A 23,823-nucleotide genomic window follows, 5' to 3' on the forward strand; every position below is an offset into this window, starting at 1 on the left:
GATCTAATCAGTCATCACGAAGAAAACATATCGGCGACGTCTTTTTCAATTGAGGTGACCATATAGTAGTAAAAATGAAGCTCCCTTATCGTGCGATATGTCAGAATCTTATGACTGAGCACGAAAATCGCGGTTCAGATAAGACTCTGTTTTAAAACTAAGTTAAGATTACTTTATTATTTGCGAACTAAAAGGCGCCTTCGATGGATGCAGAACTTCTCGAGATTTACAACTTTCTCGCCAAGTATCCCCCGTTCAATGAACTCCCTGAAGAAACACTAAACAAGGTGACAGAGAGTGTCGAAATCTCGTACTACCGAGAAGATACCCCCATCATCCATTTTGGAGACTATATCCAAGATTTATACGTGGTGCGAAGCGGTGTTGTTGAAGTTTATCGACGCAAAGGTGAGCTGTATAATCGCCTTGACGAAGGTGACCTATTTGGCCAGATGGGCATGCTCACCAATAACAAAGTCCGCTTTCCGGTAAAAGCCATTGAGGATACCCTGCTCTACTGTATTCCTGGTGACATTTTCCAAGAAATTTACGATAACTTTGATTCCTTTGCGGATTTTGTTGAAGTTGAAAATAGCGCTCGTTTACGCCAAGCCATTTCAGAAAACAAAGACGCCAATGACCTGACGACATCGAAAGTGAAAACCTTGCTGACTGGCGAGGCTCATACGATTGATCGTGGTCAGACAATCCAACAAGCCGCGCAGCAAATGGCGAATGACAACGTATCGGCTTTACTTATCGTCGACCCAGATTTCGTTCGTGACGAAGACGATCCACAGTCCCCAGTACTTGGTATCATTACTGACCGTGACTTGTGTACCCGTGTGTTAGCTGAAGGTTTGTCCCCACAGGACGATGTGTCCAGTGTGATGACCACTGAAGTCATGTCTCTTGACCACAACGCTTACATCTATGAAGCAATGTTAACGATGCTGCGTTACAACGTACACCACCTACCAGTGGTAAAAAACCAATTACCAATCGGTATTATCGAAACAACCGACATTGTTCGTTATGAATCTCAGAATTCGTTGTTGTTGGTGAGTAGTATTTTCCAACAACAGACTATCGAAGATTTAGCAGTTGTTGCCGAAGAAGTGAAAAGCAGCTTCGTGCGTCTTGTCAATGAAGATGCCAACTCTCACATGGTGGGTAGCGCGATGTCGGTCATTGGCCGAAGCTTCAAACAGCGTCTGCTAGAAATGGCAGAAGAAGAGCTTGGCCCACCGCCAATTCCTTATTGTTTCCTTGCACTTGGCTCAATGGGGCGAGATGAGCAACTGTTGGTGACTGACCAAGATAACGCCATCATTCTAGATGAGACTTATCAAGAGGAGAAACATGGTAAATACTTCGAAGCCCTAGCAAAATACGTCAGCGATGGGTTAGATGCCTGTGGCTACAAATATTGCACAGGCGATATTATGGCAACCAACCCACTATGGCGCATGACTCGTTCAGAGTGGGAAGAGTGTTTTGCTGACTGGATTGATAACCCGAACCCGAAAGCACTACTCAACGCCTCCATCTTTTTCGATTTGGATGGCGTCTATGGCCGCTTAAAATGGGCAGAACAGTTAACCAGCTTTATTGTTCGTCGCGCTCGAAAGAACAACCGCTTCTTAGCGTGTTTGGCTCGTAACGCACTAAACAGAACACCACCTCTGGGCTTCTTTAAAGACTTCGTGATGGAAAAAGATGGCAGACACAACAACTCCATCAACCTCAAACGTCGCGGTACTGCTCCTCTGGTCGACTTAATTCGTGTTCACTCTCTGGCAGTTGGCTCACGTGCACAGAACTCGTTTGAGCGTCTCGACGACATCATTGACGCTGGCATTTTGCCAAAAGGTCGAGCACAAGACTTAAAAGACGCGTTAGAGTTTATTTCCATGGTGCGTATTCGTCACCAAGCGACGGACGTGGAACTAGGCATTGAGCCTGATAACAATATCGAACCGGAAAACCTCTCTGAGTTTGAACGTCGCAACCTAAAGGATGCATTCCAGATCCTAAGCAATGGTCAAAATTTCCTTAAGTTCCGCTACCAAGCGAACAAGAGCTTTAAGTGAGGTTTAGCATGATTAAAAAGCTCTTTCAAAAGCCAACCATTCAGTGGCCAACGAAGTTTGAACAAAAGCTGGAGATGGCGAAGGATGAGAATTTAATTGCGTTTTATAGCAACAAGCCGCCTGCTCCAGAAACACCGTTATCTGAGGTAGAGTTCGTGGCGTTAGATTTCGAAACGACGGGTTTGAATCCTGAAAAACATGACATCATTACTATTGGTTTGGTGCCGTTTAACCTGAAGCGAATTTTCCTACGTAACTCGCGTCATTGGAAGGTACGTCCACAGCGTGCACTCGATGAAGATTCAGTCATTATACACGGTATTACTCACAGCGAATTGATCGATGCGCCTGACTTAGGCGATATCTTAAGCGAGCTGCTACCATGCTTAAGCGGGAAAATCATTGTTGTTCATTACCGTCGTATCGAGAGAGAGTTTCTGGATAAAGCGCTCAAAAGCCGTTTAGGGGAAGGTATTGAGTTTCCTGTTTTAGATACGCTGCACCTTGAAGAAACGATTCAACAGAAACGTTCAGGCTCTCTCTGGGAGCGTTTAAAAGGGAAAAAACCAGAATCGGTTCGGCTAGCGCAATCTCGACGCCGTTATGGGCTGCCAGACTATACGCCTCACCATGCATTAACCGATGCAATTGCTACCGCAGAGCTACTGCAAGCGCAAATCGCCCATCATTACAGTGAAGAGCAACCCATCAGTGAGTTCTGGCTGTAATATACTTCACGCTTAATAGCGATCAAAAAAGGAGCCAGATGGCTCCTTTTTTTGCTTAGCTTGAGACAAGATTACAGCTTAAAGCGTTGAATCTCTTGTTCAAGTTCGTGTGATAGCTCAGACAGGTGAGCAGCTTGTTCTGCTGCTTGATGAGCTTCGACTGACAGCTCGTTAGACACGTCACGAATACCTTCAGTGTTACGAGTGATCTCAGTGGTTACCGATGCTTGCTCTTCTGCTGCTGAAGCAATCTGCGTTGCCATATCACTGATACGCTCAACAGCAGTGTGGATTTGCGTCAAGCTCGCTGCAGCCGCATTGGCATCATCAACACTGGTATCAGCTAGACGACGACTGTCACCCATAATACCGACCGCTTTGGCTGTTGTGCCTTGTAGCATCTCGATAGTTTCTTGAATCTCTTGCGTTGAAGCATGAGTACGTTGGCTCAATACGCGGACTTCATCTGCAACCACAGCAAAACCACGGCCTTGCTCACCTGCACGTGCCGCTTCGATCGCCGCGTTAAGTGCAAGTAGGTTCGTTTGCTCTGCAATGCCTTGAATCGTTGATAGAATCGTATTGATGCTATTTCCGTGTGCTTCTAGCTCTTGAATCACATCAGTAGCAACTTGAACTTCTTGCGCTAAGTTCTGAATAGAGCCTTGCGTTTGAGTTACTTGGCTTGAACCGTGTGAACAAGCTTGAACCGCTTCTTCTGAGTTACTTGCCGTGCTATCAGCATTACCTGCAATTTCTTGTGTCGCTGCTGCCATTTCGTTCACGGCCGTCGCCACCATGTTGATTTCATCTTGCTGGTAAGAGATACGCTGACTACGCTCCTCAGCTTGCTGTGCTGTCGTGCGTGCTTGCTCTGAAAGCGCAGAAGATACGTGGCTAAGCTTAGTAACCATTGTGTGCATGTTGCCAACAAAACGGTTGAAGTTTTCCGCCAGTTTACCTACTTCATCATCACTGCGTGGTTCTAGGCGTTGCGTTAAGTCACCTTCACCAGATGCAATTTCTTCCAGTGCATTTGATACGCGGTTCAAGTCACGGAACAAGAAACCAACTAGCCAAGAAACTGCAAGAATAACCACAATCGTGATCGCCACAGCAGTAAACAATAGATCTCGTAGCAATACCGCATGACCTGCTTCTTCTGTTGCGCGATCCATTTCAATCGCAAACATCCAATGCGTACCAGGAACTTTATTGAAGTAGTAAAGCTTCTCTTTTCCTTTGATTACCGTATCTTCGATACGACCTTCATCGGCGGCGCGCTCAATTGCCTCTTCTGAAAAATCTTTTAGAACACTGGTGATAGGCTTAAGCGTCAAGCTTTTATCTGGATGCGCTAAGAAGGTGCCTTCATTCATGTCGATTAGCATCGCATGCGCGTTTTCACCTGCATCTAAGTTAATCACATCGCTGATAAGCTGATCGATCAGTACGTCCGCACCAACAACACCAACAAACTGACCATTTTTCATTACTGGCTCAGCAATGGTCACAAGTAGTGCATTCGTGATTGCGTCTTGATATGCGGCTGTGATGATTTGCTTACCCGCGGCATCAGCATCCTTGTACCAAGGACGTGTGCGAGGGTCATAATCAGCACGGTTACGCTCCGGATGAGAGCGGTACATATCACCGTTTGGTGTACCAAGGAAGATGTCATCGAAGCCACCAGCCTTGCGAGCTTGTTGTAGGAAAGGAACAACGTCTTGCTCGGTCGAGTAGTCGTTGAACGCAGTGGCAATATCTTTACGGATATTGACCCAATCAGAAATTCCCTCTGACGCAGTAGTACTAAGACTTTGCGCACGTGAATAGACACCTGAACGAGTCTGATCAAATAATTGACCAGCCGACAACCAAGTAAGTGCTGTTGCCATCACAACAACAGCAGAAAGGCTTGCGCCTATAAGCTTTTGTTTTAATGATAATTTCATATTTATAGTTTTTTGAGTTGGGAGAACAGTTAAGGTGCATGAATATTACACACTTTTTTACGACTATTCACTAATTTTTAAAAAACAAAATAGCACATTAACTCTTTGTAAAATATGAACTTTCATGTGTCATTTTTTTGTCTCGAGCGTCATAAAAACCGCACAAAAAAAGCCAGCAAATTGCTGGCCTTTTGATTAATTGTTAGTCAAACGGTTTTATAAAATGCCGAATTACTGACGCTCAGTTCGCATACCCATCAATAAGCTCACACACATTGCAAGCAGAATGAAGGTAAATGGCAGTGCTGTAGAAATGGCACCAGCCTGAAGAGCTTGAACCGCCTCGGAGCCACCAATCCATAGCAGAGCAACCGCAATTGCACCTTCCATGAATGCCCAGAAGACACGTTGAAGTACAGGTGCATCGACTTTACCACCTGCCGTGATACTGTCGATAACAAGTGAACCAGAGTCAGAAGACGTAATGAAGAACACAAGTACCAACACAACAGCGATGATAGAAAGCATGCTACCAAATGGAAGAACATCAAACATTTGGAACATAGCAAGTGATACGTCAGTCAAGCCATTTGTGCCCAGCTCACCTACTTTATCAACAACTTGCTCGATCGCCAGGCCACCAAATACAGACATCCAAACAACGGTAACCGCAGTTGGAACCAGTAGAACTGCTGTGATGAACTCGCGAACGGTACGACCACGAGAAACACGCGCGATGAACATGCCTACGAATGGCGACCATGAAATCCACCAAGCCCAGTAGAACACTGTCCAGCCTTGGAACCAAGCTTCGTCCGTACGACCAAACGGGTTACTTAGTGGGATGATATTCTCTACATATGCCATAAGTGTGGTTGGAATCGAACCTAGGCTCGCCGCCCAACCGATAAGACCAACAAGGAGAAGTAGCAAGAACGCCACAACCATGTTGATGTTACTAATGACTTTAACACCACCATCGATGCCGCGTACGACTGAAACAACAGCAAGTAAAGTCACCACGGTAATAACGACGATTTGCAGACCTAGGCCTGGCTCAACACCAAATACGTGATGAATCCCACTTGCTGCTTGCTGCGCACCTAGACCTAGGGATGTAGCAAGACCAAATAAAGTCGCAAGCACAGCCAGAATGTCCACAATGTGGCCAGCCCAACCCCATGCACGATCACCCAGAAGTGGGTAGAAGATCGAACGCATAGATAGCGGTAAACCTTTGTTGTAGGCAAAGAATGCTAAAGAAAGTGCTACAACACCGTAAATTGCCCATGGGTGAAGGCCCCAGTGGAACATCGTTGCACCCAGTGCCAATCTCGCGGCTTCTGGTGTATTTGCCTCAACACCAAGTGGCGTTTCATACCAACCGGTGAAGTAAGCGACAGGTTCTGCAACACTCCAGAACATTAAACCGATACCCATACCAGCTGCAAATAGCATTGCAAGCCATGACATAAACGAGTAATCGGCAACAGCGTCTTTACCACCTAGTCGAATCTTACCCATTGGTGAGACGATAAGCGCCAAACAGAAAATAACGAAAATGTTACCTGCAATAATGAACAACCAATCGAATGAACCAATAATTTTCCACTTCAGCCCATCAAGTGCCGTCTTTGCGGTATGTGCATCTAGAACTAATGCAGCGACAAGAAACAGCGCAATTAAACCTGCACTAATACCAAAAACTGGGTTATGAACATCAAAACCCCATTTTTGAACGTTGTCCTGACCTACCGTATAGTCGGTACTATCGATACTGTACTTATCTATACCCTTTGTCATCGTTCCTCTCTATTTTTGTAGTGTTTTTACGTACCAAACAAAAAAATCTTTCGAACACGATACGTTTTGCATTCCGTGAAGGCGCAAGATCCTATCATTTGACACGTTTTTGTCTATCTTTTTGCTATTAAAAAATCCAATAACTTACTTTTCACTGTGTGGTTACGGCCTTTGATAGAACAAATCACTACCACAATAGTTAGACCACAAACATTTATTGCTATAATAATTTTAGCTCTTCTTATTTTGTCGAAAAGGCGCGACAAAATGGTATTGAGGACACGGCGTAAAATTGTAGGGGTAATTTTTGATTTCCCCCCTTTAAATAAGGGCGCATTTAAGTTAGTGTCGCCTCGATAAATGTTCCCTACAGACTGGATGAATAAATTGGAAAAGTACGAAGAAGTATTGGTCTCGATTCGTCAGATCATCCGCGCTATTGATTTACATTCTAAAAAGCTGAGCAAAGAGTCTGGATTGACTGCTCCACAGTTGATTTTGATGCGCGCTATCAATGACTTAGATAACGTGACGATTAAACAGTTGTCTAGCCACACTAACATGAGCCAAGCGACCGCAACGACCATTCTAGATAGACTAGAACGAGGCCAGTTTGTTGAGCGTCAGCGCAGTGTTCAAGACAAGCGTAAAGTGCATGCTGTACTTACGAGCAAGGGCCAAGAAGCCTTAAAACAAGCACCAACGCCGCTGCAAGAGCACTTCATTAATCGATTCCAAAAATTGGAAGAATGGGAGCAATCCCTTCTACTATCTTCCGTTCAACGCATCTCGACGATGATGAATGCAGAGGACATCGATGTTGCTCCAATGCTAGAGCTTGGTAGCATTACCAAAGCCGATTAGTTTCGCTCCCACGTGCTCGCTTTTTGCGGGCACTACTCTCCTACTCAGTCAAGCCAGTTTCAAACGCATATTTTGCTAACTCTGCCGTCGAATGTAAGTCCAACTTGTGCTTAATGTTATGGCGATGCGTCTCTACCGTTCGATAACTAATATTGAGTAAAGTGGCGATTTTTTTGCTGCTGTTTCCTTGAGCAACTAATTTAAGTACCGCTTCTTCCCTGCGGCTGAGAGGATTCGTTTTTTGCGTGGCAGGCACCACTTCTTGGGTAAAGAGTGTTTGTGTGACGGATTCACAGAAATACGTCGAGCCTTGGTTCACCGTTTTTATTGCTTGCACCATTTTCTCGGCCGAGATTTCCTTGAGCATATATCCTACGGCACCAGCTTGCATGACCTTCATGATGTACTCGCGATTATCGTGCATGGTCAACATAAGTATTTTGCTCTCTGGGCGAGCTTCTTTAATTACACCAGTCGCTTCAATACCGTTCATTATTGGCATGCTGATATCCATCAATATGACGTCCGGTTGCAAGTGTTTTGCGACCTCTATCGCTTCCAAGCCATTACTTGCTGTACCCACCACTTCGATGTCAGACTCTAACTCCAAACGAGCCATGAAGCCATCCAATACCACTTGATGATCATCGACAATCACTACACTAATCGGTTTATCCATAAACTATTTCATCCAAATTAAGCAGCACAGTAATCTCTGTTCCCAAGCCAAGCTCACTCATTAGCTCAAATTCACCACCGATGAACTCTACACGCTCTTGCATGTTCCTTAACCCAATCCCTTGTTGGTGCACTGCATGGTTAACCACAAATCCAACCCCATCGTCACGTATGAGTAATTGCAGCATATTGCCCATTTTTTGCAAAGTAACCGTTACTTTTTTCGCTCGCGCATGTTTTTCAATGTTATTCAAAGACTCCTGAGCGACGCGATATAGCGTCGTTGCGACTTCCGAAGTCAGTTTGTGCTGCTGAGTATCGAAATTGCTCTCGATATCAATCCCGGAATGGGAATGAAAATCCTGTAGCAAGGTCGTCAGTGCTGCTTCTAAACCGATATCATCGAGGGCGCTTGGACGGAGCTGATGAGAAATATGCCGCACCTCATTTATCGCGGTGACGAGCGATCGTTGTGATTTATCTAAGTGGGATTTGAGTTTTTCGTCTTCCAGTCTATGACTCATTAAGTCTAAATGACATTTACTGGAGACTAACAACTGATTGATTCCATCATGCAGTTCTCGCGCTAAATGCTTTTTCTCATCTTCTTGGAACATCACGGTTTTATGTGCCAATTCTTTCAGGTTCTTATCAGCGAGGCGATGCTCGTGCAGATTGATCGCCAAAGTGAGAACAATGATTACAGCAACGGTCACCGCTAAGATCACGACGACTGAGAAAAATGTCGTTTCGATATTTTTGTTCACTGCCGCGCGCATATTGGCGACTTCTCGGCTTACATCCTCAATATACAGCCCAGTACCTATCATCCATTCCCACTTATCGAGCCATGCAGCGTAACTAAGCTTAGGGACGACTTCACCCGTAGATGGCTTTTGCCATAGGTACTGATGAAAGCCTCCACCTGATTGCGCTTGATACAATAAAGCTTCGATTAAGCGATCGCCATTTTCGTCTTCAAGATAGAGTAAGTTTTCCCCGACAAGCTCCGGAAGAACTGGGTGTACAAGGTTGGTACCATATTTATCATAAGCAAAAAAATAGCCGTCCGACCCATAACTCAAACGATTTAAAATCGCTTTCACACGCGTTTTGGCAACACTCTCTTCTAAAGTCGGATCGTTGTAGATGTAAGAAATGGAGTCAAAAGCGACGTCGACCGTATCTTTCAGCGCCGCTTCTTTTGATTGGATCAGGTTTTGATGAAAGATCTCCACCTCCCTTTTGCCAAGGGTCTTGGTTTGATAGATAGAGATCCAGCTGATACTCGCTGACACCAATACCACGGGTATCAGTGTCAGCAGAATTAACTTTGCTTTGAGAGGCATCCCTTCCCTCCATGAAACGCTGCCTTTACAGCTTACTATCTTAGCAGTACAAACGAATCGATTGTGTCTGCATAGACATAATTAACAGCTTAACAACTTGTCTCAAAAGGTAAAAACTCTCAGTTCACAAAATCTCTTTATTATCGAGTGATTAACTCATACCGTAAAAACCTGGGAAAAACAGCAAAGACGCCAACACAACAATCTGAATCGCGATAAATGGCATCACACCTTTGTAGATATCACGCGTAGTAACCCCTGCTGGAGCGACACCTTTTAGATAGAACAAACTAAAGCCAAATGGCGGTGTGAGGAACGACGTCTGCAAGTTCATCGCAATAAGAATCGCAAACCACGTCATATTAATACCCATCAATTCAGCGACTGGCGCAATAATTGGCACGATGATAAAACAGATTTCAACGAAGTCGATAAAGAAACCTAAAATCAGAATCACCACCATGGTAATAATAAGGAATCCCCACTTTTCACCCGGCAGTTCTAACATCCACTCTTCAACTAAATAATCACCACCAGTGTAGGTAAATGCCATTGAGAAGGCGGTCGCACCAAGTAAGATCGCAAAGACCATTGCGGTTACTTTCACTGTCTCTTTTGATGCATCATAAATCATCGACCAACTAAACTGTTTATACAATAGCGATAAAATTATCGCACCTGCACCGCCCAGTGCCGCTGACTCTGTTGGTGTTGCAATCCCTGCAAAGATGGAGCCCAATACCACGATGATCAATGCTAACGGTGGCAATACAGCTTTCAGTGCGGTGAGCACTTCTTGTTTACGACTGATCGACTCATCGCGCTCTATCGCCTGTGCGGCTTGAGGGTTCAACTTCGCGTAGATGAGAATGTAGATCACATAGGCGCCAACAAGTGTAATACCGGGCCAGATCGCAGCTTGAAATAGGTCCCCTACCGGTACGCCAAGTACATCACCCAACAAGATCAACACGATAGAAGGTGGGATAATTTGGCCCAACGTGCCAGACGCACAAATAGTCCCACACGCTAAACCTTTGTCGTAATTGTACTTGAGCATCACAGGAAGAGATATTAAGCCCATCGCAACAACTGATGCGCCTACCACACCCGTTGAAGCGGCAAGCAATGCGCCAACTAACACGGTAGAAATAGCGATACCACCGCGAACGCCACCGAACAAACGCCCCATTGATTCTAGTAGCTGTTCAGCAAGCTTCGTTTTCTGTAGCACTAGCCCCATAAAAACGAACAGCGGTACGGCCATTAGCACCGTATTTTCCATAATGGACTGAATTCGATATGGCATAAAAGCAAACATCTCGATGCCTTCAGCCCAAACACCAAAAATCAGCGCGATACCACCAAAAGTAAAGGCAACGGGAAATCCCAATAGAAGCGCAAAGAGCGCAACAAAAAACATCACTATACCGATCATAATGACTTCCTTTTACGACTTACCGTTATTACCGGCATAGATGAGATGAGGGTTGACAATTTTGTTGATTGAATGAAGTAACAATCCAATACCACTCACCGCCATAAAGAAAAATGACAGCGGAATCATCGCTTTGATAATCCAACGATATGGTAAGCCACCTGGGTCACCAGACGTCTCGCCTAACGCGTAACTTTCCTTAGCGAAATCAACACCAAACCAAGCTACCAGTAGGCAAAAAGGGAATAAGAAAAATAGTGTGCCTATGATGTCGATGATGGATTGTGCTTTGTAAGATAAGCGTTCATAAAAAATGTCGACGCGAACATGGCCACCGGACTTAATTGCGTAAGGCACACCAAGCAAGAACACGGCAGAGAATAGATGCCATTCCATTTCTTGGAATGCGATAGACACATCATTAAACACGTAACGCATGACAACGTCGTACACAACGTTTGCTAACAACAAAATAAACAGGATGCTGGATAACCATCCGAGGAAATCGCTAAAGCGGTTAAATAATCGCTCAATATAAATAAGACTTCTCATTCCGAACTCCGTGGAACGTTTAGATGCGCTCCGCTATGGTGCGGAGCATTCATTATGAAGTTTTCTTGGGCTTCGATAGCAGGCTAAACCTCTCGGCATCGCCTGCTTCATAACGTTATTGTTGAGCTTGACTGTTTAAGTACGCTCGGTGCGAAATATCTGACCATGGTCGAACTTGATTCATATAGTTCGCTTGCGACTCTTGAATCTCTTTCGCCAAAGCATCTTTTTCTGCATGTTCTTTCAACAAACGATCGTTTGCTTCTCGCAACGCAGCTACTACTTCAGGTGGGAAATCTTTTACTTCAACATTTGGGTATTCAGACTTAATAGATGCCCAGTTTTTGCCACTTTCGTGTTTCGATTGCGTGTACATATCGTAAGCGGCCGTTTTCATGGCTACTTGCAAAATCGCTTTTAGGTCATCAGGTAGACGATTCCAGGTACGCTTGTTAACGAGGAACTGAAGCTCAGTCGCTGGCTCATGCCAACCTGTGTAGTAGTAAGGCGCGATTTTGTGGAAGCCCATACGTAGATCCAGCGATGGACCAACCCATTCCAAGGCATCAATTGTGCGACGCTCTAGAGAAGTATATAGCTCACCAGGGGCGATATTCGTTGGCTTGGCACCTAACTCAGCCAAAATCTCACCAGCAAACCCTGGGATACGCATTTTCAAACCCTGTAAGTCCTCGACGGACTTGATCTCTTTTTGGAACCACCCGCCCATCTGAGTATCGGTATTACCGCCAGGGAAAGACATCAAGTTATGTGGAGAGTACACTTTTTCCATCAGCTCCATACCACCGCCGTAGTAAAACCATGCATACTGCTCAGTTGGCAACATACCGAAGGGCATAGAAGTGAAGTAAAGTGTGTTTGGAACCTTACCCTTCCAGTAATAAGACGCTGAGTGACCCATGTCATACTGACCCGACTTAACCATATCAAACACCCCAAAAGGCGCTTTATGCTTGTTTGCGGAATCAATGCGGATTTGCAAACGTCCGTTGGACATCTCTTCCGCCATTTTGGCCATGTTTTTTGTGGTATCACCAAAAATTGGGAAATTAGGCCCCCAAGTTTCAGCAAGCTTTAAACGATAGACTTTTTCAGCAGCGTTTACAGAAGTCGCTGCGAGTGCCATCGCGGCAGCGACAGCGGTTGTTTTGAGCACTCGTTTTAAAGATTTTTGGATTAGACTCATCGTTCACGTCCTTTATCACCAAGGTTATTGTTGTCATCCATTTCATTAGGATTGGCTGTATTCGGTATAAAAGATGTAACAATGTTGTCTAATGCGAAATGGGCATGAACACAGAAGCGAGTAATTCATCAATAAGGCATTAGCCTAAGGTATTACGTACAAGTACGTAGGACAACCGTCATGACAAAAGACTGTTAATAGCAAAATCAATAAATTATATTTTTATCTATGAATAAAAATAAAAGACAATACGTACGTATTTTTCTGCCAAAAAATTTACATAGTATTTAAGAAAATGTGACAAACCACTTATTGGCAGTGTTAAAGTCAGTACTTAATGCATTATTTCCAATACCAAGATAAAAAAATACCTCGGCATCGGCCGAGGTATTCAATCTAGAACGGTAGCGGTAATTAAACTGCTTTGTAGATAACTTTGTTACCTGCTAACTGCTCTTTTTGAACTAGGTTTTCTTCAAGAAGCTTCTTTAGTGCGCCAGTAGCCCATGATGCCGCTTTAGTATCTTCTTGACCTGCAGCTAGACCGATGCCTTTAGGGTTAATACCTTCAGCATTCGCCATAACGATGTCTAATACTTGTTGTTGCTTAGGAGTAAGGGCAACATCAACTGTTTTCACTGCAGCTACTTTTTTATCAGCTACTACTTTCTCCGCAACAGCTTTTTCAGCAACAGAAGGTGCTACTGCTTTTTCCGCAACAGGCTTCACTGCTTTAGGTGCTGCAGCTAAGTTTGCTACTGTCGCTTTAATGCGTTTTTGCAGTTTCATCTGCACTTTACGCTTATGAGCAAGTCTCATTGAATATTTCTCCAGTTCACTGCATCTCAGCAGGGATGAAAATTTGAAGCGCGTTTTATACCAAAATTCACAAGCAATTTGTAGGTTTTAGCGGCGAAACGCGATGAAAAATGCGCTCAAAGCATAGAACGTCTACTATTTAATCAGATATTTTATGAACGGATTTATTGAATACTGGGTATAAAAACAGAGGTTTGTTTTATTTTAAATGCAAATCAATGCACATAAAGCTACCCACTTATTTTTGGACAAGTATTCGATGAGGTTATAAGCATGGAAACGCTGCACCTAACAAATTCACATTTCAAACCCGACTCCCCTATCAACAGAATACTTTTGTTGCTTGTTGCACTCATCACTTTGTTTTTGGTTGCCATTTCTCCGGGATGGAAGCAAGCCATGTTGTCGGTCATTTTGATGTCTGCAATCGTTGGTTTCGCCATCTTGATGATTAAGAAAAGCCAAGTCACTTTTACGCTGACAGCTTCTCACTTTCAGCAACACCTTTTTAAAGGAGGTTGGGTCGTCCGATGGCGAAATATTGAGTCAATCGGTATTTGTAGCTACCAACAGGAAGGGTGGCACCAACCGCTACCTTGGATCGGTATGCGTCTAAAACACTACTCGCCCTACTTAAATTCAATCTGCCCTCGTATAGCGACAGAAATTCTCCTCAGCCAGCGAGCACTGCTTTACTTAGGCGCGAAACAAAATCAGTGTGAAGATAAGTTTGAGGATATAGTGCTTGACCCTAAACCGTATATAAACAGAGATGGGATTGAGTACAAAGGTTTGTTAGCGATGCTCGCCAACCGGATGAAGTATCAGAGAGGCTTTTATGGCTACGATCTATTTATATCAGCAAGTGATCTAGATCGTGAGGCTGAGGATTTTGTGGGACTGACTCGGCGATACTTAGCTGCCGCCGAGCCAGAATAATGCTTAGTACACGCACTTTTAGTAAAGCGGCATCTCGTCAGCAACGAACGGGTTAGTTTTACGCTCATGACCGAAAGTCGATTGAGGGCCGTGACCAGGGACAAACGTGACATCATTGCCTAAAGGCCACAATTTCTCTTTGATAGAACGAATCAACGTATTGAAATCACCTTGTGGGAAGTCAGTTCGACCAATGCTACCGTTAAACAAAACGTCACCCACAAACGCTAAACGCGCTTCTTCACTGTAAAGCACAACGTGACCAGGTGTATGACCAGGTGTGTGGAATACGTTCAGCACTTGATTACCAAAAGTGACAGTGTCACCTTCATTTAGCCATTGGTGCGGTTCAAACGCTTCTGTCAGCGGGAAACCAAACATTTGGCTCTGACCTTCCAAACCTTGCAACCAGAAGTTATCTGCCTTGTGAGGACCAACAATCTCTGTACCGCCAAGCAGTGCAGACAGCGGTTCCGTGCCACCTACGTGGTCCAAGTGACCGTGTGTTAGCACTAGGTTTACCACGTCAACACCCAGCTCTTTGATAAGCATAGCGAGCTGCTTTTCATCGCCGCCTGGGTCAACCACAATACCTTTCATGGTTTCGTCACACCAGACAATAGAACAGTTTTGAGAGAAAGATGTTACTGGAACAACTTGGTATTTCAGAGCCATAGATAACCTATACCGAATAAATTTGCATGAAAACTGCCGCAACTATGACACTAAGGCCTAGCGACTTCAAGCTTTGAACTGTGGGTAATCGACGACGTTCTGAGACTAGAAACCTTGTCTCAACTAGCACTACCAGGAACGAACAGCTCCCGTATCGATATGAACAAAGTTACTACCTGGATAATAACCCACGCCACCGGCTTTTAGGCTTAATGCAGCATCACGAACCGTTGAAAGCTTCACGCCGTCTAAACGAAAATCAATGGCCTTTCCTTCCATGTGCATGCTCTTTTTCGCTACACGAGAAGACCCGTTGCGCAGCGAGGCGTTAGTGGCAGGAGAACGGTAACCTGAAATGACGATCACCTCTGCTTCTGTACCAATTAACTTTTGAATTTGGCTTATTTGATCGAACAAGCGTCGATCCATCGGATGAACCTCATTCCGTCGATGGTCTCGACAAAACTCATTCAGCCTTTGAAGTTCATCATTAATGTATCGTTTTCCATCGAAATAGCATGTTTCGAGGATCTCTCCAGTATTAAGATTGTTCATCGCCAGCGCACGTGGCTCGTCAGGGAGTGAAGCCCAAGAAAATGATGGCAGGGCAGACGCCAACACCACACCACCAGCGGTCATTTTAAGGAAATCTCGGCGGGAAAAGTTACGACTTACCATTTCAAAATACAGTGCTCAACAACTAGACAAGTCGTGGACATTAACCAAACACATTTGTCACGTCAAATGCATAAAACGCTCCATCTTGATTTTCAGATGCAGTAATTATTGCTTAATTATTGAACGAAAAGAGAATTCTTCGTTTTGTAAATTTTCCTTAAAGATTTCAACTGCGGTGATCGTACTTATAGATATCATCACGGTAGTAAAGCGTTCCCTCTTCCAACCATGCTGTTTGATAAATGATGTGTACTTGAATGCGCTCTCCCAAAGGAACTGACGTGTTAGACCGACGAGAACTTTCTCGCTTTTTCGCTAAACGTTCTTCCAACCCCTGAGTTTTGAACAGAAGTTCTGCTAACTGGTCTGCATGTTCTACACGAACACATCCTGAGCTGAATGCGCGTCTGTCCTGTTCAAACAAGTTCTTACTTGGCGTGTCATGCAAATAAATAGCTTGTGGGTTAGGCATATTGAACTTGTACAATCCCAGTGCATTTTGTAAGCCCGACGCCTGTCGCATACGATAAGGAAATGTTCTCGGATTCACCGTTGCCCAATTGATGGTTGTAGGGTCAATAATTTCGTTCGAAGTCCAAGACCGAATGATTTGAATGTTATGGTTAATCAAATACATCGGATTACGTTTTACTTTAGGAATAATGTCTTTAACCATGATAGTCCAAGGCACGTTCCAAGTTGGGTTGAGAATAACTGAATCCAGTGCTACCGACATGATGGGCGTTTTTCTTGATGCTCTCCCTACCACAACTTTAGACTCAAACAAGGGTTGACCATCATGCCAATACGTGACTTCGTATCCAGGCACGTTAACAAAGACAACATTATCCCTTTCTTTCGACCAAATTCTTGAACGCTCAGAATTCAACGCCAGCAGATGCAATCGCTCTTGAGGAGAAAAGTTGATCCATCGAATGGTATTCGGGCCGATAACGCCATCTTCTTTCAAACCATGAATACGCTGGAACTCTTTTATCGCAAGCTCTAATTGTTCGTCATATTCTTCAGTGACTAAATCCAAGTAAGAAACATCTACGCCTACGATCTCCATTCGCTCAATCAATAGGGGTCTGTTTTCTAATATATCGCCAACACGTGCTAGCCCAGTTTGTTGATAGGCAGGATATTGGTACTGAGAATGTTCCGATAGCGAAGAATAGGCGGAGTAGAAAGCATCATCTGTTTGTAATGGAGACCGGAGACTTGCCAAAAACTGACCAAGTTTGCCAACCGTAATCTCATTACTCAGAACCGATAAAGTATCGATGCTAGGAGCGGGTAACGTAACATGGGCTTTGTCTGTAAATAGCCAATTAATCCCTTCTTCGGGGAGTTGCTCAAGATAACTAAGGTACATCAAGAGTGAATCTGTCATCACTAAATCGAAGTCGAGATTATCTCCCTGCCACCTTACTTGGTTTATCCGGTGAAGTTGATTTTCGAATTCATCGGTGACATCCGCAAGTGCAACCAGGTTTACTTGAAAAAGAAACTGCTCAATATCACTTTCATTTTCCCAGTTCAAACGGTAATTGGTGCTTTGATACAGTTGATCAATCACCTCTGGATAATGGATCATTTTTTCTACAGACAGCTTTTGTACCGCTCCCTCTTGCTCGACTTGCGCTGAAGCTTCGAGAGAAACGACGGTGGAAAAGCTGCAAAACGGCACCAGAAGTGCCGTCATGATTAAAACCCTAGCAAACACTGAAATGATCCTTGCGCTACTTGCCATAATAAAAAGTATGGCAAATATCTCACAGCTTGCAGGTTTAAAATTAAGAATCTGATGCCGAAAACGACAACAAAACTCTCTATAAGTAATTACTCAATGATCTTTCTAGATAATTCTCGACCAATGGTTGTCCCATTGCACTCCGCTTGCGAAGGTACTTTTTGACTCCTCAGGTCTTTGCTCTACCACTTTTCCCGCCCCAGAACTGACTCGGAACTCATCGCCATAGACCACAACACCAGAGGCATCTGGTAACGCACTTAGCTCGACCAATTTGCCCGTAGATTTAGACCATATACCATAACAACTGCCCGGAGGCGAAGTGGCTAAGATCCATTCATCGGTTGCTGCAATACTCGCAACGTAGTGATTGAAACGCGCCCACTCTTCAGGATCAGCTTGTAGATCCTGCATCTCACCACCACGCGTGTGCATGGCGATCAAGGCTGGATACTCGTCCGGCTCACCACGATATTGTTGCCCACAAAGCACGGTTTCCGCACCATCATGAGCTAAATGGCGAATACTCAACTTATGATCCGGTAAAGACACTTGATCCAATAGCTCCCCTTCTTGTGAAAGGTAACTCAGACTCGGTCTCATGCTATCAAGATTGAGAGGTTCACGGCCATTAGTGTGTACGCCACCAACGCCAATCGCCAATGCGCCATCAGGCATCATGATCACTTCATGAGGGCCAAGGCCAAAGCCTGTTAACTCATCGATCTTTTGATATTGCTTCTGTACATCATAAACACCAATGATCCCGCGGCTTGTCCCCCTCTCCCCTTCTGTGGCAAATAGCAACGTGCCGTCATGGGAGTAAACACCATGTCCGTAAAAATGGCGATTTGGCGTTGCTAGTTGCAGTTTGATCATCTGCTCTGAGCGATAATCAAACACCATGAAGAAAGTACCAGGTCGACGACCAAAAACTACGGCGTGGCCTTGTTGGTTGGTTGCCACACCGTGACCACGCTCAGGAATCGGCAATGAAGATAGCGGCATACCATGCTCATCCGCCACCACCGCTGCATATTTATCTCGGCCAATGATAGAGCAGCCGATCAACGCAGGCTCACGTGAGCTTGTTGAAGAACAACCAAATGGCATCATAGGTGTAGCCGCCCCGAATAGAGCGGCTTTCAGCAAAGTTCGGCGGGTTTGATCAGTCACCATCGGTTGCATTAAATCCTATAACTACGCCAAGCTCGATTGCCACTTCTTCGTGAATCAGGTACTTCAATTGCTCTAGCTTATTGTATTGAGCAAGCACCATGCGATAGCCTTCTTTTGTTTGTAGTGCAGCAAACAAGCTCTTATCTTCTGGCCAAGTTTCTAACGCCATTTCAAACTGATGAACAACACGGTCTGCGAGATCTGCATGGCCTTGCTCTCTTAGTAGCGCATCTAGACCATTTCCGTTCGCAAAGTACAACGCTTCCATCCCTTGAAGGTTGGCTTTTAAGTTTGAAAGTGAGGTCTCTGAACGCCACGATTCTGAAAAATACGGGCGAGGCTTACCAATCTTCGCTAGCGGTCGGCTCAACTTCTTCATGCTGTACTCAAGCTGATTCGAGAGCAGTGAAATGTACTCAGATTCCCATTCCGTCATCTCTAGCGCTTTCCAAGGGTTCTCTGCCCAAGAATCCGCGATGATCTGCGCTTTGTTATCGAGGTTTTCTGCAATCGCTACGCCTGTCACACAGGTATTGCTATTGCTAGATAAGGTCGACGCTTTATCGTAAAGCAGCCATTCCAATGCACCTAAACCTTGCACGGTGACACTTTGGGTGGAGATACCTTCTGCACTCCAAGCTTGATCAGATTTCGTCAGTACAGACATTTTACGACCAGTGGTGTTCTTTTTATCTGGCCAAAACTGAACATTCCAGCTTTGCTCCAACGCCGTAGCAGGGCCACGTTCTTGACCTTGTAATGCCATCCACGCAAGCATCGTTTGATGCCATTGCTGTTTTACTTGTGCATCATCTTTCGACTCTGATGCGCAGTAATCCGCGAAGCGCTGTTCAAGTTCTGTGGTTTGCGCTAAAAACGTCTGAGCTGATTGAAACTCAACCTCGTACACGCTTTGAGAAATATGACTTGTACTCTCAGGCTTGGCTGAGCTCGAACCGATGGTCGATTGGCAACCAACCAAACTTAACGTTGCGGCAATCGCACTCACTAACAGTGTTTTTTTCATGGTTGCTTCCTTATAGAGAGTTCAGAAACGCAATGAGAGCATCACGTTCTTTTTTGTTCAGAGCTAAAACATTTTGTTTCGCCGTTTCAGCTTCGCCGCCGTGCCACAACACCGCTTCCATCAGGTTACGAGCGCGGCCATCATGTAGAAAGTACGTGTGTCCGTTTACTTCTTCGGTATAACCAATACCCCACAACGGTGCCGTTCGCCATTCACGGCCGTTTGCTAAGTATTCCGGACGGTTATCGGCTAAGCCTTCACCCATGTCGTGCAGAAGCATGTCGGTGTATGGATGGATAAGCTGCTCAGAAAGCGCTGGTAACTCTGGTCGCTTCGCCGTTTTAACACTGGTTTTATGGCAGCTTTCACAACCAGACGCAGCAAAGATTTGCTGACCAAGTTTCACGCTAGGCTCATTGATGTTACGGCGAATAGGTACGGCTAAGTGTTGGCTGTAAAACTCTACGAAGTCGAGAATATTTTCACTCACTTCAGGTTTGCCGCCATTTGGCATGTCGTCACAAATGCTTTGTTTCGAGGTACAGTTTTCATTTGGGAATAAATGGCTCGTAAGACCCACATCACCATTAAATGCTGCTGCATTTTGCTGCATTAGCGTCGGTTGTCCTGCTTTCCAGCCAAAACGACCAATCGAGAAGTCGTCCTTTTCAATATCCCACACCTTATTGACTTTGCCTGAGATACCGTCTTTGTCGGCATCTTGTTCATCAGCCCAAGCAAGTAGCGTTTCGTCGGGAATACTCTCCAACAAACCAAGGCCGATCATTGGTGGTGCCACGCGTGCTGAGAACTCGGTATCTGGGTGCATATCGCCGTAACCCAGATCGGTAATGTTCAAATGAGGTTTTCTTAGCGTCACCGTCGTACCGTCTTTAAATTTCACTGGGACATCGGTGTAAGTGATTTCGATTTTGCCTTCTGGCGTTTGATCTTGCAGAGCGAAATCTTGAAGCTGGCCACCATAAGTCGGCTCAGGTATGCCGCCATCTTTGATGTAAGCTTTCTTTTGTTCTGGCGTCATCGCAGGAATGCTTAAGCGCACTAACATAGACACGGCATGTAAATCATCTTTCTCTGGCGGATGACCACGACCGTCTTTGATGTGACAATTCTGACAACCATTGGTGTTAAAAAGCGGGCCTAAGCCATCACGAGCGTCCGTTGACGCTGGCGCTTGTACCCAAGGGTTACGGAAAAAGCTGTTACCTACGCTAAAGTCGAGGCGTTTGCTCATTGGCAAGTTAGCAGCAGGAAGAGAATAGGCATTCGCGCCGTCTTTTTTAACACTGGTTTTGCCACCGGACTTAACATCGTAAGCCATGGCAGAAGAAGAAAGGATCGCGGCTAGCGCAGAAATTAGGTATGGCTTCATATCATTGCTCTACATAGACAACAAGGGTGATAACAACGAGCTCAAACGGCAAAAGGGCTCACAAAGAGCCCTTATTTATTATGGTTTTCTTATTAAAACTCGTGGTCAGCAGTATCAGGGCTTAGGCTATCGATGCCGACAATGCTTGCCGCGCGCTCAATCGCACCGGTTTGTGCTACCAACGACATGATGGTGTCGTTTACTAGCGCGTTGCCCTGTGCGTTACCCGCTGCAATAAGTTGGTCAAAGTGCTGGTTGTTCTTCTCTGCAGAAGTCACTAGCTCACCAACTTGGCTAAGTGTTGTATCAAACTGTTTTTGAATTTCGCTCGCCGCTTTCTTATCTTTTTGAGCAACAAGATCAGCAATACTTGGACCAGATAACTCTTTGCCGTTTACACCTTTGTATGTACCTGTGTAAACGTTGTAGATGCCTTGCTCATTGTAGTAGTGAGAATTATGCGTGTTGTCTGAGAAACAATCGTGCTCGTCTTCAGTTGAGTTCGCTTCTAGTGCCACCTTCATGCGCTCACCCGCTAGCTCACCTAGAGAAAGAGAACCCATGCCGAATAGCATCTTACGAAGACCATTATCAGCAGATTCGTTTAGTAGCTCTTCACGGTAGTTACCTTTCACTTCAGCAGACCACTGCTTTTCCATCCACTCAAGGTCTTGAACCAGTAGATCAGCGGCTGCTTTTAGGTACTCACCACGACGGTCACAATGACCATTCGTACACTCAGAACCGACAACGAAATCAGTGTAAGCACGTTGACCTGCACCCGCGTTAGTGCCGTTTAGGTCTTGACCCCAAAGCAAGAATTCAATCGCGTGGTAACCTGATGCAACGTTTGCCTCAGAACCGCCTACTTCGTTTAAATCTGCTAGTAATTCTGGCGTAATTTTTGAAACGTCCAGTTTAGAAGCGCCAATCTGCAGACTTGTGTTTGCGATGATGTTGGCAGCCGCGCCCTCGTTACCCAATTCGTATTGGTAATCAGCTGCTACGTAGTCAATCAGACCTTCATCAAGTGGCCATGCGTTCAGCTGACCTTCCCAATCGTCAACAATCGCGTTACCAAAACGGAAAACTTCAGACTGTTGGTAAGGCACGCGAGAATCTAGCCAAGCTTGTTTTACTTCTTCAAGCTTTTTCGCTGATGGTGATTTTAGAAATTCGTCGATTTTTACGTCAAGCGCCTTCGCTGTTGTTACTGAATCAGCAAACACAGCATGGGCAACGTCCGCGTAATGTTCGACTACTTGTTGTTTAGTTACAGTGGCAGCAACGGTAGAACCACTGGCAATGAGGAGTGATGCAGCAATAGATTGGACTAAAACTTTTTTTGCATTCATCTGAAGCATCCTTGTTGAGCTTTTCAATTATCGTATTGGTAGTGCTAATTATTCTTATTTGCACTTTAGTCTCGAGATAATACAAATTTACAATTTATTTGCAACTCCAGATACAAAAAAACCTCATAAAAATGAGGTTTTTCACAGACTTTATTGTCAGTTTTATCTTTAGGATTAAACCTTTAGGTCATGTTTTCCGTGAGAGACTTTTGCCTTCAGATAATTTTCGTTGCCATCTTTGATATGTGCAGAGGTATTGACAACCTCGCCAATTTCAATTCCGTACTCAGATAACTCACGGATTTTCTTAGGGTTGTTCGTCACAAGGCGGATCTTATTCACGCCTAAAGCTTCTAGCATTTGTGCTGCTTCTGTGAAATCACGCAGGTCATCATCAAAGCCCAAATGGTTGTTAGCTTCGTACGTGTTCATGCCCTGGCTTTGTAAGCGGTATGCATCGATCTTATTGTACAAACCAATACCACGACCTTCCTGACGGAGATACAAGATGATACCACCGGACTCGCCCATGCGATTGATCGTCTCTTCTAGTTGCTCACCACAGTCACAGCGTGAAGAGTGGAACACATCGCCTGTCAAACACTCAGAGTGCATACGAACTAAAGGCATGTCCTGAGTTTGGTCCGCTTGTTTAAAGATAATAGCAACATGCTCTTTGTCTGTCTTCAGACCATGGAAAGACAGAATTTCGGCATCAATGTTACTTTTTGCCCCGACTTTAAAATCTACTCTGGCACGTACTTCCGCCATATCTATACTCACTCGATTTATTGCTTGATGCGCTTGGTGCGTTTTCGTTATTGCATTCATGGGATTTACTCGTTGCTCTTCAACTATGGGGACTGATACCGCATTTTGCAATATAGAGATCACAATTGAGGGCAGTTATCCACTCAAGACAGCAAAAGAGAAACACTCTCCAACTGAACAATTGTTATATTATAACAATTTAAAAAAACTACAATAAAAAACCCCAGACAAATTTTGTCTGGGGTTTCAAGAAGGTCGTTTGGTCTATCTTTTAATGGGTCTGACTGCGCTTCCAAACGGCGAGTTCAATCCAAACTGCTTCGAGTTCTTGGATTTCCTCGTCGGTCAACACGGCGAGCGTTGAAGTAACTTGAGGCAGGTTCGGTGATTGCAATGCACGAATCTGCGAATAGAAGTCTTTTTTAAGTTGTAATATAACTGAATCCACTGCGTGCACCTATTTCGTTCTTTTATTACTTATCCAGCTCAAAATTTTTATTTTCTTTATACTGGAAACTTCATAAATTCGGAAAAATGATAACATTCTGCTTGTTAAGTGCACAA

General features: G+C 44.7%; 21 protein-coding genes. 4 read left to right on the forward strand and 17 right to left on the reverse strand.

What is annotated here, in order from left to right:
• The first annotated feature begins 203 nt into the window (after window positions 1–203).
• Together R8N28_RS12660 and R8N28_RS12665 are read left to right on the forward strand one after the other, a co-directional pair.
• Complete coding sequence (locus tag R8N28_RS12660) at window positions 204–2,093, forward strand: DUF294 nucleotidyltransferase-like domain-containing protein (protein ID WP_005376882.1); 1,890 nt, start codon at window positions 204–206, stop codon at window positions 2,091–2,093.
• A gap of 8 nt (window positions 2,094–2,101) precedes the next feature.
• Complete coding sequence (locus R8N28_RS12665) at window positions 2,102–2,821, forward strand: 3'-5' exonuclease (protein WP_005376881.1); 720 nt, start codon at window positions 2,102–2,104, stop codon at window positions 2,819–2,821.
• A gap of 71 nt (window positions 2,822–2,892) precedes the next feature.
• Here the strand turns inward: R8N28_RS12665 and R8N28_RS12670 are convergent, their stop codons facing one another.
• Both R8N28_RS12670 and R8N28_RS12675 read right to left on the reverse strand, forming a co-directional pair.
• Complete coding sequence (locus R8N28_RS12670; protein WP_005376880.1) at window positions 2,893–4,776, reverse strand: methyl-accepting chemotaxis protein; 1,884 nt, start codon at window positions 4,774–4,776, stop codon at window positions 2,893–2,895.
• Window positions 4,777–5,007: 231 nt separating this feature from the next.
• Window positions 5,008–6,579: a BCCT family transporter gene (locus R8N28_RS12675; protein WP_005376879.1), complete on the reverse strand. Its 1,572-nt coding sequence runs from the start codon at window positions 6,577–6,579 to the stop codon at window positions 5,008–5,010.
• A 387-nt stretch (window positions 6,580–6,966) separates the two neighbouring features.
• On the opposite strand from R8N28_RS12675, the gene R8N28_RS12680 reads away from it, so the two are divergent.
• Window positions 6,967–7,443 carry a MarR family winged helix-turn-helix transcriptional regulator gene (locus R8N28_RS12680; RefSeq protein ID WP_005376877.1) on the forward strand — a complete coding sequence of 159 codons (477 nt, stop codon included), beginning with the start codon at window positions 6,967–6,969 and terminating at the stop codon, window positions 7,441–7,443.
• A 40-nt stretch (window positions 7,444–7,483) separates the two neighbouring features.
• Here the strand turns inward: R8N28_RS12680 and R8N28_RS12685 are convergent, their stop codons facing one another.
• From R8N28_RS12685 to R8N28_RS12710, 6 genes are all read right to left on the reverse strand, one after another.
• Complete coding sequence (locus R8N28_RS12685; protein WP_017636110.1) at window positions 7,484–8,122, reverse strand: response regulator; 639 nt, start codon at window positions 8,120–8,122, stop codon at window positions 7,484–7,486.
• Window positions 8,115–9,470: a cache domain-containing protein gene (locus tag R8N28_RS12690; protein ID WP_005376873.1), complete on the reverse strand. Its 1,356-nt coding sequence runs from the start codon at window positions 9,468–9,470 to the stop codon at window positions 8,115–8,117. The genes R8N28_RS12685 and R8N28_RS12690 overlap by 8 nt, the downstream gene beginning before the upstream one ends.
• A gap of 151 nt (window positions 9,471–9,621) precedes the next feature.
• Entirely contained in the window at window positions 9,622–10,908 is a 1,287-nt protein-coding gene (locus R8N28_RS12695) for a TRAP transporter large permease (RefSeq protein WP_005376871.1), read from the reverse strand.
• 12 nt (window positions 10,909–10,920) lie between these two features.
• Window positions 10,921–11,460 carry a TRAP transporter small permease subunit gene (locus R8N28_RS12700; RefSeq protein WP_053306570.1) on the reverse strand — a complete coding sequence of 180 codons (540 nt, stop codon included), beginning with the start codon at window positions 11,458–11,460 and terminating at the stop codon, window positions 10,921–10,923.
• 115 nt (window positions 11,461–11,575) lie between these two features.
• On the reverse strand, window positions 11,576–12,667 hold the full coding sequence (locus tag R8N28_RS12705) for a TRAP transporter substrate-binding protein (protein WP_017636112.1): 1,092 nt from the start codon (window positions 12,665–12,667) through the stop codon (window positions 11,576–11,578).
• Window positions 12,668–13,081: 414 nt separating this feature from the next.
• A complete protein-coding gene (locus R8N28_RS12710; RefSeq protein ID WP_005376863.1) occupies window positions 13,082–13,486 on the reverse strand; it encodes a hypothetical protein in 405 nt (134 codons plus the stop codon).
• A gap of 273 nt (window positions 13,487–13,759) precedes the next feature.
• On the opposite strand from R8N28_RS12710, the gene R8N28_RS12715 reads away from it, so the two are divergent.
• Window positions 13,760–14,425, forward strand: a complete 666-nt coding sequence (locus R8N28_RS12715; protein ID WP_065274665.1) for a DUF2982 domain-containing protein — start codon at window positions 13,760–13,762, stop codon at window positions 14,423–14,425.
• Window positions 14,426–14,443: 18 nt separating this feature from the next.
• Here the strand turns inward: R8N28_RS12715 and R8N28_RS12720 are convergent, their stop codons facing one another.
• The 9 genes from R8N28_RS12720 to R8N28_RS12760 all read right to left on the reverse strand — a co-directional run bounded on the left by R8N28_RS12720 (window position 14,444) and on the right by R8N28_RS12760 (window position 23,707).
• Complete coding sequence (locus R8N28_RS12720; RefSeq protein WP_065274666.1) at window positions 14,444–15,100, reverse strand: MBL fold metallo-hydrolase; 657 nt, start codon at window positions 15,098–15,100, stop codon at window positions 14,444–14,446.
• Window positions 15,101–15,229: 129 nt separating this feature from the next.
• On the reverse strand, window positions 15,230–15,778 hold the full coding sequence (locus tag R8N28_RS12725; RefSeq protein WP_031778936.1) for a DUF882 domain-containing protein: 549 nt from the start codon (window positions 15,776–15,778) through the stop codon (window positions 15,230–15,232).
• 166 nt (window positions 15,779–15,944) lie between these two features.
• Complete coding sequence (locus tag R8N28_RS12730; protein ID WP_005376852.1) at window positions 15,945–17,486, reverse strand: L,D-transpeptidase family protein; 1,542 nt, start codon at window positions 17,484–17,486, stop codon at window positions 15,945–15,947.
• A 153-nt stretch (window positions 17,487–17,639) separates the two neighbouring features.
• Window positions 17,640–18,722, reverse strand: coding sequence for a DUF1513 domain-containing protein (locus R8N28_RS12735; protein ID WP_005376850.1), 1,083 nt, complete (start codon window positions 18,720–18,722; stop codon window positions 17,640–17,642).
• The gene (locus tag R8N28_RS12740) at window positions 18,703–19,740 is read right to left on the reverse strand and encodes an imelysin family protein (protein WP_005376849.1); all 1,038 of its coding nucleotides are present in this window, start codon (window positions 19,738–19,740) and stop codon (window positions 18,703–18,705) included. The genes R8N28_RS12735 and R8N28_RS12740 overlap by 20 nt, the downstream gene beginning before the upstream one ends.
• A 10-nt stretch (window positions 19,741–19,750) precedes the next feature.
• Window positions 19,751–21,133, reverse strand: coding sequence for a di-heme oxidoredictase family protein (locus R8N28_RS12745; protein ID WP_065274667.1), 1,383 nt, complete (start codon window positions 21,131–21,133; stop codon window positions 19,751–19,753).
• A 92-nt stretch (window positions 21,134–21,225) separates the two neighbouring features.
• Window positions 21,226–22,488, reverse strand: a complete 1,263-nt coding sequence (locus R8N28_RS12750; RefSeq protein ID WP_047103250.1) for an imelysin family protein — start codon at window positions 22,486–22,488, stop codon at window positions 21,226–21,228.
• A gap of 174 nt (window positions 22,489–22,662) precedes the next feature.
• Complete coding sequence (locus tag R8N28_RS12755; protein WP_025767283.1) at window positions 22,663–23,259, reverse strand: GTP cyclohydrolase II; 597 nt, start codon at window positions 23,257–23,259, stop codon at window positions 22,663–22,665.
• A 271-nt stretch (window positions 23,260–23,530) separates the two neighbouring features.
• Window positions 23,531–23,707: a hypothetical protein gene (locus tag R8N28_RS12760; RefSeq protein ID WP_020480909.1), complete on the reverse strand. Its 177-nt coding sequence runs from the start codon at window positions 23,705–23,707 to the stop codon at window positions 23,531–23,533.
• Window positions 23,708–23,823 lie beyond the last annotated feature (116 nt).

The organism is Vibrio sp. Vb1554, from assembly GCF_033344235.1.

Bases quoted from the DNA above. Each gene is read 5' to 3' on its own strand.
- R8N28_RS12710 (WP_005376863.1), bottom strand. From the start codon at position 13,486: ATGAGACTTGCTCATAAGCGTAAAGTGCAGATGAAACTGCAAAAACGC.
- R8N28_RS12745 (WP_065274667.1), bottom strand. From the start codon at position 21,133: ATGAAGCCATACCTAATTTCTGCGCTAGCCGCGATCCTTTCTTCTTCT.
- R8N28_RS12695 (WP_005376871.1), bottom strand. From the start codon at position 10,908: ATGATCGGTATAGTGATGTTTTTTGTTGCGCTCTTTGCGCTTCTATTG.
- R8N28_RS12705 (WP_017636112.1), bottom strand. From the start codon at position 12,667: ATGAGTCTAATCCAAAAATCTTTAAAACGAGTGCTCAAAACAACCGCT.
- R8N28_RS12755 (WP_025767283.1), bottom strand. From the start codon at position 23,259: ATGGCGGAAGTACGTGCCAGAGTAGATTTTAAAGTCGGGGCAAAAAGT.
- R8N28_RS12740 (WP_005376849.1), bottom strand. From the start codon at position 19,740: ATGAAAAAAACACTGTTAGTGAGTGCGATTGCCGCAACGTTAAGTTTG.
- R8N28_RS12720 (WP_065274666.1), bottom strand. From the start codon at position 15,100: ATGGCTCTGAAATACCAAGTTGTTCCAGTAACATCTTTCTCTCAAAAC.
- R8N28_RS12725 (WP_031778936.1), bottom strand. From the start codon at position 15,778: ATGGTAAGTCGTAACTTTTCCCGCCGAGATTTCCTTAAAATGACCGCT.
- R8N28_RS12665 (WP_005376881.1), top strand. From the start codon at position 2,102: ATGATTAAAAAGCTCTTTCAAAAGCCAACCATTCAGTGGCCAACGAAG.
- R8N28_RS12750 (WP_047103250.1), bottom strand. From the start codon at position 22,488: ATGAATGCAAAAAAAGTTTTAGTCCAATCTATTGCTGCATCACTCCTC.
- R8N28_RS12660 (WP_005376882.1), top strand. From the start codon at position 204: ATGGATGCAGAACTTCTCGAGATTTACAACTTTCTCGCCAAGTATCCC.
- R8N28_RS12735 (WP_005376850.1), bottom strand. From the start codon at position 18,722: ATGCAACCGATGGTGACTGATCAAACCCGCCGAACTTTGCTGAAAGCC.
- R8N28_RS12670 (WP_005376880.1), bottom strand. From the start codon at position 4,776: ATGAAATTATCATTAAAACAAAAGCTTATAGGCGCAAGCCTTTCTGCT.
- R8N28_RS12715 (WP_065274665.1), top strand. From the start codon at position 13,760: ATGGAAACGCTGCACCTAACAAATTCACATTTCAAACCCGACTCCCCT.
- R8N28_RS12690 (WP_005376873.1), bottom strand. From the start codon at position 9,470: ATGCCTCTCAAAGCAAAGTTAATTCTGCTGACACTGATACCCGTGGTA.
- R8N28_RS12700 (WP_053306570.1), bottom strand. From the start codon at position 11,460: ATGAGAAGTCTTATTTATATTGAGCGATTATTTAACCGCTTTAGCGAT.
- R8N28_RS12730 (WP_005376852.1), bottom strand. From the start codon at position 17,486: ATGACGGCACTTCTGGTGCCGTTTTGCAGCTTTTCCACCGTCGTTTCT.
- R8N28_RS12675 (WP_005376879.1), bottom strand. From the start codon at position 6,579: ATGACAAAGGGTATAGATAAGTACAGTATCGATAGTACCGACTATACG.
- R8N28_RS12685 (WP_017636110.1), bottom strand. From the start codon at position 8,122: ATGGATAAACCGATTAGTGTAGTGATTGTCGATGATCATCAAGTGGTA.